Origin of the sequence: Streptomyces sp. NPDC049585, from assembly GCF_040675615.1 — a bacterium.
Classification (GTDB): Bacteria; Actinomycetota; Actinomycetes; order Streptomycetales; family Streptomycetaceae; genus Streptomyces; species Streptomyces luteosporeus.
Map to the genome: position 1 here is coordinate 1 of NZ_JBFAPE010000051.1, position 13,405 is coordinate 13,405.

The 13,405-nt window shown below is 72.5% G+C and carries 10 protein-coding genes and 1 pseudogene; 7 read left to right on the forward strand and 4 right to left on the reverse strand.

The annotated features are described in order from the left end of the window. Nucleotides 1–416 precede the first annotated feature (416 nt). A complete protein-coding gene (locus AB0K17_RS29260) occupies nt 417–1,847 on the forward strand; it encodes a S28 family serine protease (protein WP_365984821.1) in 1,431 nt (476 codons plus the stop codon). Between the two features lie 19 nt (nt 1,848–1,866). Here AB0K17_RS29260 and AB0K17_RS29265 read toward each other — a convergent pair whose 3' ends face one another. The 3 genes from AB0K17_RS29265 to AB0K17_RS29275 form a co-directional block, all read right to left on the reverse strand. Then, nucleotides 1,867–2,508 (reverse strand): hypothetical protein, encoded by a 642-nt coding sequence (locus AB0K17_RS29265; protein ID WP_365984822.1) that lies wholly within the window; start codon nt 2,506–2,508, stop codon nt 1,867–1,869. A 149-nt stretch (nt 2,509–2,657) separates the two neighbouring features. Then, on the reverse strand, nt 2,658–3,296 hold the full coding sequence (locus tag AB0K17_RS29270) for a TetR family transcriptional regulator (protein WP_365984823.1): 639 nt from the start codon (nt 3,294–3,296) through the stop codon (nt 2,658–2,660). Between the two features lie 59 nt (nt 3,297–3,355). Next, nucleotides 3,356–4,270 (reverse strand): LysR family transcriptional regulator, encoded by a 915-nt coding sequence (locus tag AB0K17_RS29275; protein WP_365967628.1) that lies wholly within the window; start codon nt 4,268–4,270, stop codon nt 3,356–3,358. Nucleotides 4,271–4,377: 107 nt separating this feature from the next. Here AB0K17_RS29275 and AB0K17_RS29280 point away from each other — a divergent pair. Continuing rightward, nucleotides 4,378–5,157: pseudogene (locus AB0K17_RS29280) on the forward strand (EamA family transporter); the annotation flags it as partial. 52 nt (nt 5,158–5,209) lie between these two features. Here AB0K17_RS29280 and AB0K17_RS29285 read toward each other — a convergent pair. Next, entirely contained in the window at nt 5,210–6,016 is an 807-nt protein-coding gene (locus tag AB0K17_RS29285) for a sugar phosphate isomerase/epimerase family protein (protein WP_365984824.1), read from the reverse strand. A gap of 78 nt (nt 6,017–6,094) precedes the next feature. On the opposite strand from AB0K17_RS29285, the gene AB0K17_RS29290 reads away from it, so the two are divergent. The 5 genes from AB0K17_RS29290 to AB0K17_RS29310 all read left to right on the forward strand — a co-directional run bounded on the left by AB0K17_RS29290 (nt 6,095) and on the right by AB0K17_RS29310 (nt 13,212). Then, nucleotides 6,095–7,255 carry a Gfo/Idh/MocA family oxidoreductase gene (locus tag AB0K17_RS29290; RefSeq protein ID WP_365984825.1) on the forward strand — a complete coding sequence of 387 codons (1,161 nt, stop codon included), beginning with the start codon at nt 6,095–6,097 and terminating at the stop codon, nt 7,253–7,255. Then, a complete protein-coding gene (locus AB0K17_RS29295) occupies nt 7,252–8,403 on the forward strand; it encodes a dihydrodipicolinate synthase family protein (RefSeq protein WP_365984826.1) in 1,152 nt (383 codons plus the stop codon). The genes AB0K17_RS29290 and AB0K17_RS29295 overlap by 4 nt, the downstream gene beginning before the upstream one ends. Beyond that, on the forward strand, nt 8,400–9,230 hold the full coding sequence (locus tag AB0K17_RS29300; RefSeq protein WP_365984827.1) for a sugar phosphate isomerase/epimerase family protein: 831 nt from the start codon (nt 8,400–8,402) through the stop codon (nt 9,228–9,230). Before AB0K17_RS29295 ends, AB0K17_RS29300 begins: the two co-directional genes overlap by 4 nt. Nucleotides 9,231–9,524: 294 nt before the next feature. After that, the gene (locus tag AB0K17_RS29305) at nt 9,525–11,753 is read left to right on the forward strand and encodes an ATP-dependent RecD-like DNA helicase (protein ID WP_365984828.1); all 2,229 of its coding nucleotides are present in this window, start codon (nt 9,525–9,527) and stop codon (nt 11,751–11,753) included. Nucleotides 11,754–11,922: 169 nt separating this feature from the next. Further along, on the forward strand, nt 11,923–13,212 hold the full coding sequence (locus AB0K17_RS29310; RefSeq protein ID WP_365967634.1) for a citrate synthase: 1,290 nt from the start codon (nt 11,923–11,925) through the stop codon (nt 13,210–13,212). The last annotated feature ends 193 nt before the right edge of the window (nt 13,213–13,405 follow it).

Below are 13,405 nucleotides of genomic sequence, written 5' to 3' on the forward strand. Positions count from 1 at the left end.
CGGTCCGGGAGTAACGGCTCGATCCGCGCCCACTGCGTGTCAGTCAACGGCACACCCGGACCAACGACCGGCTGATCCAAACGAAACTGCCTAGGCGCCCGGCGCCCCGTAGGGGCGCGGGGAACTGCGCGATCGGCCACCGACGGCCCGCAGTCGACGAGCAACCCGGGGCCCGGGCGAAGCACGGCACCCTGTCTGCGGGTGCGTCGTGGCTTGTCGCGCCCACGCGGCGCAGCCGCAGATCGACACCGCCCCGCGCCCCTGACGGGGCGCAGGGCGCCGCACGGTTTGCCGGCGCGCTGTAGGGCGAACCGGGCCGCAGGTCAAGGTCGTTTTCCCGCCGCCCAGGACTCTGGCGTGGCGGCCGTGTGCCCCGGTAGGTTCGCGGCGACTTTCGCGAACCAAGGGGAGGGCGCATGCGCAAGGCTGTCAGAGCGCTGCTGGCACTGGCGATGTCCATAGGGACGGTCGGTGCCGGCAGCACGGCGGCGATGGCGGCGGACACGACCGCCACGTCGGACATCAAGGACCGCATCCTGAAGATCCCGGGGATGAGTTTCGTCGAGGAGAAGCCCTACGAGGGCTACCGCTACCTCGTGCTGAACTACACCCAGCCCGTGGACCACAGGAACCCGGCCAAGGGCACCTTCCAGCAGCGCTTCACGCTGCTGCACAAGGCCACCGACCGGCCCACCGTCTTCTACACCTCCGGCTACAACGTCTCCACCAGCCCGTCCCGCAGCGAGCCCACGCGCATCGTCGACGGCAACCAGGTGTCGATGGAGTACCGCTTCTTCACCCCGTCGCGGCCGCAGCCGGCCGACTGGTCGAAGCTCGACATCTGGCAGGCCGCCAGCGACCAGCACCGCCTCTTCGAGGCCCTTAAGCCCGTCTACGGCAAGAACTGGCTGGCGACCGGCGGCAGCAAGGGCGGCATGACGGCGACGTACTACCGCCGCTTCTACCCGAAGGACATGAACGGCACCGTCGCCTACGTCGCACCCAACGACGTGGTCAACGACGAGGACTCCGCCTACGACCGCTTCCTGGCGAACGTCGGCGACCAGGCCTGCCGCACGCAGCTGAACTCCGTGCAGCGCGAGGCGCTCGTCCGCCGCGGCGAGATCGTCGCCCGCTACCAGAAGTGGGCCGACGAGAACGGCAAGACCTTCAAGACCGTCGGCAGTGCCGACAAGGCCTACGAGAACGTCGTCCTCGACCTGGTGTGGGCGTTCTGGCAGTACCACCTGCAGAGCGACTGCAAGACCGTTCCGGCGACGAAGGCGTCCACCGACGAGCTGTACAAGTTCATCGACGACATCTCCGGCTTCGACGGCTACACCGACCAGGGCCTGGAGCGCTTCACGCCGTACTACTACCAGGCCGGCACCGAACTGGGTTCGCCGACGCCGAAGTTCGCGCACCTGAAGGACTTGCTGCGCTACCGCGACAGCTACCAGCCGCGCACCTACGTGCCGCGTGACATCCCCATGAAGTTCCGCCCCGGCGCGATGGCCGACGTCGACCGCTGGGTGCGCGAAAAGAGCAGCAACATGCTCTTCGTCTACGGCCAGAACGACCCGTGGAGCGCCGAACCGTTCCGCCTCGGCCGGGGCGCCGTTGCCCGCCACGACTACCGCTTCTACGCGCCCGGCGGCAACCACGGCTCCAACATCTCCCAGCTGGTCGCCGACGAGCGGGCCACCGCGACGGCCGAGGTCCTGCGCTGGGCGGGTGTCGCCCCGGCGGCCGTCCAGAAGGACGAGCACAAGGCCAAGCCGCTCGCGCCGTACAACGAGAAGCTCGACAAGCAGAAGGTCGAGCGCCAGAACACGCTGCGGCCGTAAGAGCCTCGAAAGCGGTGTTCTAGGACAGGCGGCGGGCGCACCCCACGGGTGTCCCGCCGCCCACCTGTACGTACAGGTCGGTGTCCGGCGGGCAGGCGGAGCGTGTGCGCACCGCCGACTCGACCCGGTACTCCGGGGCGTGGCCGAGGGAGCCGTCGCACGCCGTCTCCTTCACCACCCCGTGGTGCTCGGTGTAGACGCAGTCGCCGGGCACCGTCAGCGGGCCGCCGCCCATGCCGGGGTCGCCCGGGTGGGGCGGGGCGAGATTGCGCATGCAGGCGTAGCCCTCCGGGGCGCTGAGCGCCTCCGAGGTGCCCTCGGTGACGGCGGTGATGTGCAGCACGAAGTCGGTGATGTCGGGGCAGCGCGGGCCGCCCGACCGGGGGCCGTAGTAGCGCGCCAGGACGCTGGCCGCCGCCCGCTCGTTCACGCAGTCCACCTCGCCGAAGGCGCCCTGCGGCGTCTGCCGGCCGGCGCACGCGCCCCGCGCCAGGAACGTCGCGCCCGCCCCCGGGCCGGTCGGAGCGGGCGCCAGGGCCTGATCGCCCGGGACGACGCTCTCCGCCGCGCCGCGGGCCGGCGCCTGGCAACCGGTCAGCGCCCAGGACCCGTAGAGCACGGCGAAAGCGAACAGCGCCCGCGGCAGCGCACGATGGCGCATCTCTTCCCCCAACCCGCCAAACCGGCTTCCAGAGTTACCCGACGGCCACCGGCGCACGCCAGGCGTGCGGGACGGTTCGCGGAGGGTGATCACGCTCCCCCGGCGCTTGGACGTGGCGCCTGCCGTGGCGGTTCCCCGGCGGGGAGCCCCTAGCGGGTCCGGCGGGCGCGGGACAGGCGGCGGGCCCGGGCGGCCCGGATCGGCGAGCGCACGGCCAGCAGCCCGGCCCGCGGGGCGAGCCGGCGCACCATGGCGAAGACCGACTCGGTGCGGGAGCGGTCGGCGTCCAGCACGGTGAAGAGGTTCACGCCGAGGTAGAAGGTGACCGCGGCGTTGGCCAGGTCGCGCGGGGGCGTCAGGCGGGCCAGGGGAGTGCCGCCGATGACCCGCTCCAGCGTCTCCTCGATGAACGCCATCCACGGTTCGACCCGCACCCGGATGTCCTCGCGCAGTTCCGGTTTGGCGACGGCGGCGGCCACCAGCTCGGACAGCAAGGTGATGTGCCCGCCCTCGAGGTCGTCGCGGTAGATGCGGGTGGCGCGCTCGGCGAGCTCGGCAAGGGTGCGGGCGTCGGCCACGGTGGCGGTGTGGAGGGCCATCCGCTCGGCGGAGGAACGGTCCAGGGCGGCGAACAGCAAGGGATCGACACCGCCGAAGTGGTAGAAGATCAGCGCCGAGTTGACGCCGGCCTCCTTGGCGATGGTTCGGGCGCTGGCCTTGCCGTAGCCCTGGGTGCGCAGCACCGTGCTCGCGGCGGTGATCAGCCGTTCCTTGGTCTCCACCGACATCTGCTGCCCTCTCGCCGAGCGTTCATCATAAGGTTTAACCGGTCGCTCAACCGGGCTGGTCACTGCTCTCCCAGCTCCCGCTCGTGCCAGTGCGCCGACAACAGTCGCACGGTCTCCCGTATCGCCGGCCGCCGGGTGGTCCCCGTGCGCCAGTAGGCGAACAGCCGGCGTACGGGGACGGGCTCGACGGGCAGCGCCAGCACGCCCGGCGGCAGCGGACCGCGGCCCAGCCGGGGAGCGACGGCGATGCCCAGCCCGGCGGCCACGAGGGCGATGTGGGTGTGGTTCTCGGTGGCCTGGTAGGCCAGGTCGGGTTCGCTGCCGGAGGCGCGCAGCGTCCGCACGAGCCAGTCGTAGCAGACGCTGCCCGGTTGCTGGCTGATCCAGCGCTGGTGGGCCAGATCGGCCGGGAGCACCGGTGCCCGCTCCGCCAACGGATGGTCCCGCGGCACCAGCAGATCGCACACGTCCTCGCCGATCGGGGCGCGCCGCAGCCCCTCCGGGGCCGGCAGCGGGGCGACGTCCCACTCGAACGCGACGGCCACGTCGAGGACGCCCTGCTCGACCAGCCCCACGGACAGGTGCGGTTCCACCTCCATCAGCCGGGCGTCCACGGCAGGGTGCTCGCGGCCCAGGGCGGCCAGCACGGACGGCAGCAGGCCACGGGCCGCGGAGGGGAACGCCCCGACCATCAGGCGCCCGGCCGGCAGGCCGCGCCGCTCCTCCAGATCGGTCTCGGCCCGCTCGACGATGGCCAGGACGTCCTTGGCGGTCGCGGCCAACCGCTCGGCCGCGTCCGTCAGAGCTACGCCCCGCCCCCTGCGCTCCAGCAAAGTGGTGCGGGTCTCCCGCTCCAGCTTGGCTATGGCCTGCGAGACGGCGGAGGGGGTGTACCCCAGGGCGTCGGCCGCCGCGGTGACCGTGCCGTGCACGGAGACTGCGTACAGCGCGCGCAACCGGGAAAGGTCCAGCACGGCTCGAATCCCCCTCGGACGGCCTGTCATCTTTGAGCGTTGCTGAATCCCATCATGTACGAACGTGTGCTGGTGCTGCACGGTCGGGTCTCTTGATGATGGCTCGTATGCGCCCGTTCCACACCTTCCTTGCCGTGTGCGTTGCCGCCTTGTGGGGCGTCAACTTCGTCGTCATAGACGCCGGTCTCGACCGCTTCCCGCCCCTGCTGTTCTGCGCCCTGCGCTTCCTGGCCGCCGCCGTGCCCGCCGTCTTCCTCGTCGGCCGGCCGCCGGTGGCCTGGCGGTGGATCATCGCCGTGGGACTGGTCCTGGGCGTGGGCAAGTTCGGACTGCTGTTCATCGGCATGCACGTGGGCATGCCCGCCGGGCTGTCCTCTCTTGTGCTGCAGGGACAGGCCGTCTTCACCGCCCTGTTCGCCGTGGCCGCCCTCGGCGAGCGCCCCGGCCCGAGGCGCCTGGCGGGCATGGCCGTGGCCATGGCCGGCATCGCGGTGGCCGCCGTGGACGAGGGCACCTCCGGGCCGCTCGCCGGCTTCCTGTGCGTCGTGGCCGCCGCGGCCTTCTGGGGCGTCTCCAACGTCCTGACGCGGAAGGCCGCACCGCCGGACGCGCTGCGCTTCACCGTCTGGCTGAGCACCGTGCCCGTGCTACCGCTGCTGCTGCTCTCCCTGGTCTTCGAAGGACCGCGGGCCGACCTGGACGCCCTGCGCTCGGCGGACCTCACCGGCGTCGGCGCGGTCCTGTTCGTCGCATGGGTCTCCACCCTGCTGGGCTTCGGCGCCTGGGGGCACCTGCTGCGCCGCTACGACGCCTCCACCGTCGCCCCCTTCACCCTGCTGGTGCCCGTCTTCGGGATGTCCTCGGCGTTCGCGCTGCTGGGCGAGGGCGTGAGCCCGCTGCGCTGGTGCGCGGCCGTGCTGCTGGTCGGCGGCGTCGCCCTCACGTCGCTGCCGGGGCGGCGGCGACCAGCCCCCGCAGGTACTCCGCACCCGGACCGGCCAGTTGGACGAAGTCTGCCGCCTGAGGGTGCCAGCGCTTCTCGTACTCCCAGCACAGCCAGCCGTCCCAGCCCGCGCGGCTGAGCGTGCCCACGCAGGCGCCCAGCGGCAGCACCCCCGCCCCCAGCGGCAGCGGCGCGGTCTCCTCCACCGAGGCGACGTCCTTCACCTGCACGTAGCCCAGGTGCGGGGCCAGCGCGGGGAAGCTCGCGTCCGGCTCCTCGCCGCCCAGCCAGGTGTGCAGCACGTCCCACAGAGCGCCGACGCTGCCGTGCCCGACGGGCCCGAGCACACGCACCGCGTCCTGGGCGCGGCGGTGCGAGTCGTGCGTCTCCAGCAGGACGCGCACGCCCGCGTCCGCCGCCACCGGGGCGATGGTCCCCAGCCGCCGCGCGGCGTCCGCGTCGGCCTCCTGCGCCGGCCGCTCCCCGCCGCCGGGGAACACCCGCACGTACGGCGCGCCGACGTCCCGTGCGAGCCGCACCAGCGCGTCGAGCTCCGCCATGACCGGCTCGTCCGGCCCGGCTCCGGCCACGCGCGCGTACCCGGCGACCCCCAGGACGGCCACGCCCGCCTCGGCGAAGCGCACGGCCACCGAGGCCCGCTGCGCGGGCGTCAGCCCCGGGTGCACCGGTTCCTCCGGATGGGCCCGCAGCTCGACCCCGTCGTAGCCGCAGGACGCGGCGAGGTCCACCACGTCGGGGACGGGCATGCCGGGGACGCCGAGAGTGGAGAAAGCCAGCTTCATGGTGATCGGTTTCCCCGCCCGGCGCCGGGAAATGCCCCCAGTGCGAAACAAGCGGTCCGCACGAGGGGGGTTGTGCCCATGGCCGACGGTGCAGGCAGGACGGTGCGGATCGCCATGAACGGCGTCACCGGGCGCATGGGACACCGCCAACATCTGGTGCGCTCCATCCTGGCCATCCGCGACGACGGCGGCGTCCGCCTCGACGGCGGCGGCACCCTGTGGCCCGAGCCGGTGCTCGTCGGGCGCTCGCCGGACCGTGTGCGGGCGCTCGCCGAGCAGTACGGGCTGCCGGAGTGGAGCTGCGACCTGGACGACGTACTCGCCGACCCCTCCGTCGAGGTGTACTTCGACGCCCAGGCCACCACCGCCCGCGAGGCGGCACTGCGCCGGGCGCTGCAGGCCGGCAAGCACGTCTACTGCGAGAAACCGGTCGCCTCCGGTCACGCGGCCGCCCTCGCGCTCGCCCGCCTGGCCGACCGGGCCGGCGTACGCCACGGGGTCGTGCAGGACAAGCTCTTCCTGCCCGGCATCCGCAAGCTCGCCCGCCTCCTCGCGTCCGGATTCTTCGGCCGGGTGCTCTCGGTGCGCGGCGAATTCGGCTACTGGGTCTTCGAGGGCGACACCCGGCCCGCCCAGCGGCCGTCGTGGAACTACCGCGCCCACGAGGGCGGCGGCATCGCGGCCGACATGTTCCCCCACTGGGAGTACCTGCTGCGCGAGCTCTTCGGGCCCGTACGGTCCGTCCAGGCGCGGCTGGTCACCCACGTGCCACGGCGCTGGGACGAGAAGGGCACCGCCTACGCGGCGACCGCCGACGACGCCGCCTACGCCGTCTTCGAACTGGAGGGAGGAGTGGTGGCGCAGTTCAACTCCTCCTGGGCAGTACGCGTGCACCGAGAGGACCTGCTGGAGATCCAGGTCGACGGGACCGAGGGCTCGGCCGTCGCCGGACTGTGGCACTGCCGCGTCCAGCACCGGGCCACCACGCCGAGGGACGTCTGGGACCCCGACGTGCGCCACCGCCGCGACCACCGCGCCCACTGGCAGGAGGTGCCCGACGACGAGGACCACCCCAACGCCTTCCGCGCCCAGTGGGAGCTCTTCCTGCGCCACGTGGCCCAAGGCGGCCCCTGGCGGCACGACCTGCTGACCGGGGCCCGCGGCGTCCTGCTGGCCGAGCTGGGCCGCCGCTCCTCCGTCGAGGGCCGGCGGGTGGCCGTACCGGAGCCGGCCCCGTGATCCGGCTGCCCGACGCCTCCGGGCGGCTGCGGACGTACGAGCCCGGGCGCGCCGTCCCCCCGCCGCCGGGCCCGCCCCCGCGCCGCCGCGCGGTCCTGGCCGCCGCCCACGTGGTCGCCGACCCCCTGACGGGCACCACACCGCAGGGCCCCGCCCGGCTCGACTGGGACGCCACGCTGGCCTTCCGCCGCCACCTGTGGGCGCACGGGATGGGTGTCGCCGAGGCCATGGACACCGCCCAGCGCGGCGCCGGCCTCGACTGGCCGGCCGCGGCCGAGCTCGTGCGCCGCACCGCCGCCGAGGCGCGCGCCGTGGGCGGCACCCTCGTGTGCGGCGCGGGCACCGACCAGCTGGCCCCGCCGTACGGCCCCCTGGCCGCCGTCACGGCCGCCTACGAGGAACAGCTCGCCGTCGTGGAGGAGGCGGGCGCGCCCGCCGTCCTCCTTGCCTCCCGGGCCCTTGCGGCCGTCGCGCGCGGACCGGAGGACTACGCGGAGGTCTACGGCGGCCTGTTGCGCCAGGCGAGTGCTCCCGTCGTCCTGCACTGGCTCGGCGCGGACTTCGACCCCGCGCTCGCCGGCTACTGGGGCAGCCGCGATCCGGACGCCGCCTCCGACGTCCTGCTGGGGATCGTGGCCGCACACCCCGGCAAGGTGGCCGGCGTGAAGGTCTCGCTGCTGGACGCCGACCACGAGCGCGAGCTGCGCCGCCGGCTGCCGGCCGGCGTGCGCTGCTACACCGGCGACGACCTGCACTACCCGGAGCTCGTCGAGGGCGACGGCATGGGGCACAGCGACGCCTTGCTGGGCGTCCTCGACCCCCTGGCACCGATCGCCGGCCACGCCCTGCGCCTGCTCGACGCCGGTGACCGCCGGGGCTTCCGGGCCGCCCTGGACCCGACCCTCGCGCTGGCCCGGCACCTGTTCGAGCCACCGACGCGCTTCTACAAGACCGGAGTCGTCCTGCTGGCCTGGCTGGCCGGGCACCAGGAGCACTTTGCCATGCCCGGCGGCCTGCACGCGGCCCGTTCCCTGCCGCACCTCGCCCGCGCCTACGAACTCGCCGACTGCCTCGGCCTCTTCGCCGACCCCGAGCGCGCGCAGGCCCGCATGGCCGGCCTGCTGGCGGTCTTCGGGGTGGCGCAGTGACCGCCCCCGACGGTTTCGCCCTCAACCAGCAGACCGTGCGTCAGTGGAGCCTGCCCGACCTCGTCTCGGGATGCGTGGAGGCGGGCGTGCGCAGCGTCGGCCTGTGGCGGGAACCCGTGCGCGCGTACGGGCCGGCCGCCGCCGCACGGCTGCTGCGGGCGGCCGGACTGGACGTCAGCAGCCTGTGCCGGGGCGGATTCCTGACGGCCCCGGGCCCGGCGGCGCGGACCGAGGCGCTGGCCGACAACAGGGCGGCCGTCGACGAGGCGGCCGTCCTGGGCGCCGGCACCCTCGTGCTGGTCTCCGGCGGCCTGCCGCCCGGCAGCCGGGACCTGGCCGGGGCCCGGGAACGGGTGGCCGACGCCCTGGCCGAACTCGGCCCGTACGCCGCCGCGTGCGGCGTACGGTTGGCGATCGAGCCGCTGCACCCGATGTACGCCTCGGACCGCTGTGTCGTCTCCACCCTGCGCCAGGCCCTCGACCTCGCGGAACGCTTCCCGGCCGACGAGGTGGGCGTCGTGGTGGACACGTACCACCTGTGGTGGGACGACACCGTCGCCGGGGAGCTGGAGCGGGCCGGGCGCGGGGGCCGGATCGCGGCCTTCCAGCTCGCCGACTGGGTCACACCGCTGCCCGAGGGCGTCCTGCTGGGCCGGGGCCAGCTGGGGGACGGGTGCGTGGACCTGCGCTGGTTCCACGAGCGCGTGCGGGCCGCGGGGTTCACCGGCCCGGCCGAGGTGGAGATCTTCAGCGAGCGGCTGTGGCGGCGGGCGGGGGCGGAGGTCCTGGCCGAGGTGCTGGAGCGGTACCGGGCACACGTTCTGTGAACGCAGGTTCTACCGTCTGTAACGGAACGATAACAGTCGGAAATCGCTGCAACCCCGTGGAGCCGGAACGGGTCGTAGTCGGCGTCGGGCTTCCTCGGGGGTGATCCGGGGGGATGAGGAGGAAGTCCCGGAGGGGGAGCACGAGGGGCCCGGCCATCGGACCGGGCCCCTCGCAGCGTCCCCGGGCTGTGCGGCGGCCGCAGGCCCGGCCCCGCAGGAGCCGGACCAGCAAGCGGAACCGGGGATATCCACAGGCCCGAACGGGCTGTCGGGCCCCGGCTGTACCGTCGGGGCATGGTGCAACTGGCAGTGGTCGAAGGGGTCCTCGAGCGGATCACCTACGCCAACGAGGAGACCGGATACACCGTCGCCCGCGTGGACACCGGCCGCGGCGGCGGCGACCTCCTCACGGTGGTCGGCTCGCTGCTCGGCGCGCAGCCCGGCGAGTCCCTGCGCCTGGAGGGCCGCTGGGGCTCCCACCCGCAGTACGGACGGCAGTTCACCGTGGAGAACTACACCACCGTCCTGCCCGCCACCATCCAGGGCATCCGCCGCTACCTGGGATCCGGCCTGATCAAGGGCATCGGCCCGCGCATCGCCGACCGCATCGTCACCCACTTCGGCACCGACACCCTCGACGTCATCGAGAAGGAGCCGGCCCGGCTGATCGAGGTCCCCGGGCTGGGCCCCAAGCGCACCCGTTCGATCGGCGCGGCCTGGGAGGAGCAGAAGGCCATCAAGGAGGTCATGGTCTTCCTGCAGGGGGTGGGCGTCTCCACCTCCATCGCCGTGCGCATCTACAAGAAGTACGGCGACGCCTCCATCTCCGTCACCCGCAACCAGCCCTACCGGCTGGCGGCCGACGTGTGGGGCATCGGCTTCCTGACCGCCGACCGCATCGCGCAGGCCGTCGGCATCCCGCACGACAGCCCCGACCGGGTCAAGGCCGGCCTGCAGTACGCCCTGTCCCAGTCAGCCGACCAGGGGCACTGCTTCCTGCCGGAGGAGCGGCTGATCGCCGACGCGGTCAAGCTGCTGCAGGTCGACGTGGGTCTCGTCATCGAGTGCCTGGCCGAACTCGCCGCGGACGAGGAGGGCGTGGTGCGCGAGCAGGTGCCCGCCCCGGACGGCGGGGAGCCGGTCACCGGCGTCTACCTCGTCCCCTTCCACCGTGCCGAGCTGTCCCTGGCCGGGCAGCTGGCGCGGCTGCTGCGCACCTCGGAGGACCGGCTGGCCGCCTTCCACGACGTGAAGTGGGACAAGGCCCTGACCTGGCTCGCCGGGCGCACGGGAGCGGAGCTCGCCCCCGAGCAGCAGGAGGCCGTCAAGCTCGCGTTGACCAGCAAGGTGGCCGTCCTGACCGGCGGGCCGGGCTGCGGCAAGTCCTTCACCGTACGGTCCGTGGTGGAGCTGGCGCGCGCCAAGAAGGCCAAGGTGGTGCTGGCCGCGCCCACCGGGCGGGCCGCCAAGCGGCTGGCCGAGCTCACCGGCGCGGATGCCTCCACTGTGCACCGGCTCCTGGAGCTCAAGCCGGGCGGCGACGCCGCCTATGACAAGGACCGGCCGCTGGACGCCGACCTGGTGGTGGTCGACGAGGCGTCGATGCTCGACCTGCTGCTGGCCAACAAGCTGGTCAAGGCGGTCGCGCCGGGGGCGCACCTGTTGCTCGTCGGGGACGTCGACCAGCTGCCGTCCGTCGGCGCCGGCGAGGTGCTGCGCGACCTGCTGGCCCCGGGCGGCCCCGTCCCGGCCGTGCGGCTCACCCGCATCTTCCGCCAGGCCCAGCAGTCCGGTGTGGTGACCAATGCACACCGCATCAACTCCGGTGTGCAGCCCATCACCCAGGGCCTGAAGGATTTCTTCCTCTTCGTCGAGGAGGACACCGAGGAAGCGGGCCGCCTCACCGTCGACGTGGCGGCCCGGCGTCTCCCCGCGAAGTTCGGCCTCGACCCCCGCCGGGACGTCCAGGTGCTCGCCCCGATGCACCGCGGCCCGGCGGGCGCGGGCACCCTCAACGGCCTGCTGCAGCAGGCCATCACGCCCGCCCGGCCCGATCTGCCCGAGCGCCGCTTCGGCGGCCGTGTCTTCCGCGTGGGGGACAAGGTCACGCAAATCCGCAACAACTACGAAAAAGGGAAGAACGGCGTCTTCAACGGAACGGTGGGCGTGGTCACGGGCCTGGACGTCGTCGAGCAGCGGCTGACCGTCCTCACCGACGAGGACGAGGAGGTCGGTTACGACTTCGACGAGCTCGACGAACTCGCCCACGCGTACGCCGTCACCATCCACCGCTCGCAGGGCAGCGAGTACCCCGCGGTGGTGATCCCGATCACCACCGGCGCCTGGATGATGCTGCAGCGCAATCTGCTCTATACCGCCGTCACCCGGGCAAAACGTCTCGTCGTCCTGGTCGGCTCCCGGCGCGCCCTCGGCCAGGCGGTGCGCACCGTCTCGGCGGGCCGGCGCTGCACGGCCCTGGATTTCCGGCTCGCGGCCGCGGGCGGAGGTGGTGTTCGTCTCTGAACGGTTTACCAATCCGGGCGAAGGGGGCAGGATGGGCAGGCTGGACGGCACTGAGTGCCGTCCACGGGCCCTACGGCCGACCCCGAGTGCACGTCCAGCGTCCAAATGGGGGAAGGTAGGGGTAGTCAGGGCACCTCGAAGAAGAGGCACAACGTCGGTGAGGGATGACGTGAGCGACAACTCTGTAGTACTGCGGTACGGGGACGGCGAATACAGCTACCCGGTGGTCGACAGCACCGTGGGCGACAAGGGCTTCGACATCGGCAAGCTGCGTGCCCAGACCGGTCTGGTGACCCTGGACTCCGGCTACGGCAACACCGCCGCCTATAAATCCGCGATCACCTACCTCGACGGCGAGCAGGGCATCCTGCGCTACCGCGGCTACCCGATCGAGCAGCTGGCCGAGCGCAGCACGTTCCTGGAGACCGCCTTCCTGCTGATCAACGGCGAGCTGCCGACGGTCGACGAGCTGGCGTCCTTCCGGAACGAGATCACCCAGCACACCCTGCTGCACGAGGACGTCAAGCGGTTCTACGACGGCTTCCCGCGTGACGCCCACCCCATGGCCATGCTGTCCTCGGTGGTCAGCGCGCTGTCCACCTTCTACCAGGACAGCCACAACCCGTTCGACGACAACCAGCGCCACCTGTCGACGATCCGGCTGCTCGCCAAGCTGCCGACGATCGCGGCCTACGCGTACAAGAAGTCGATCGGCCACCCGGTGGTCTACCCGCGCAACGACCTCGGCTACGTCGAGAACTTCCTGCGCATGACCTTCTCGGTCCCCGCCGCCGAGTACGAGCTGGACCCGGTCGTCGTCAGCGCCCTGGACAAGCTGCTGATCCTGCACGCCGACCACGAGCAGAACTGCTCCACCTCGACCGTGCGCCTGGTGGGCTCCTCGCAGGCCAACCTGTTCGCGTCGATCTCCGCGGGCATCAACGCCCTGTGGGGGCCCCTGCACGGTGGCGCCAACCAGGCCGTCCTGGAGATGCTGGAGTCCATCAAGAACTCCGGCGGCGATGTCGACGCCTTCATCCGCAAGGTGAAGAACAAGGAGGACGGCGTCCGCCTGATGGGCTTCGGGCACCGCGTCTACAAGAGCTTCGACCCCCGGGCGAAGATCATCAAGGCGGCGGCGCACGACGTCCTCTCCTCGCTCGGCAAGAGCGACGAGCTGCTGGACATCGCGCTCAAGCTGGAGGAGCACGCGCTCAGCGACGACTACTTCGTCTCGCGCAACCTCTACCCGAACGTGGACTTCTACACCGGTCTGATCTACCGGGCCATGGGCTTCCCGTCCGAGATGTTCACCGTGCTCTTCGCGCTCGGCCGGCTCCCCGGCTGGATCGCCCAGTGGCACGAGATGATCAAGGAGCCGGGCTCCCGTATCGGCCGCCCGCGCCAGATCTACACGGGCGTCGTCCAGCGCGACTTCGTCCCGGTCGAGCAGCGCTGACGCGAAGGCGTCGAGCCGTAGGGTCGTAAGCGACAGGGCCCCCGCACCGTCATGGTGCGGGGGCCCTGTCGCTGTGCTGCTGCGAAAAGCGCCTCGCCCCCGATCCCCCCACGGGTCGGAGCGAGGCGCTTTCCTTGCCCCGGTCGGATTCCCCCCACGGGATCCGACCGGGAGCCGACGGACGCGATCTGCC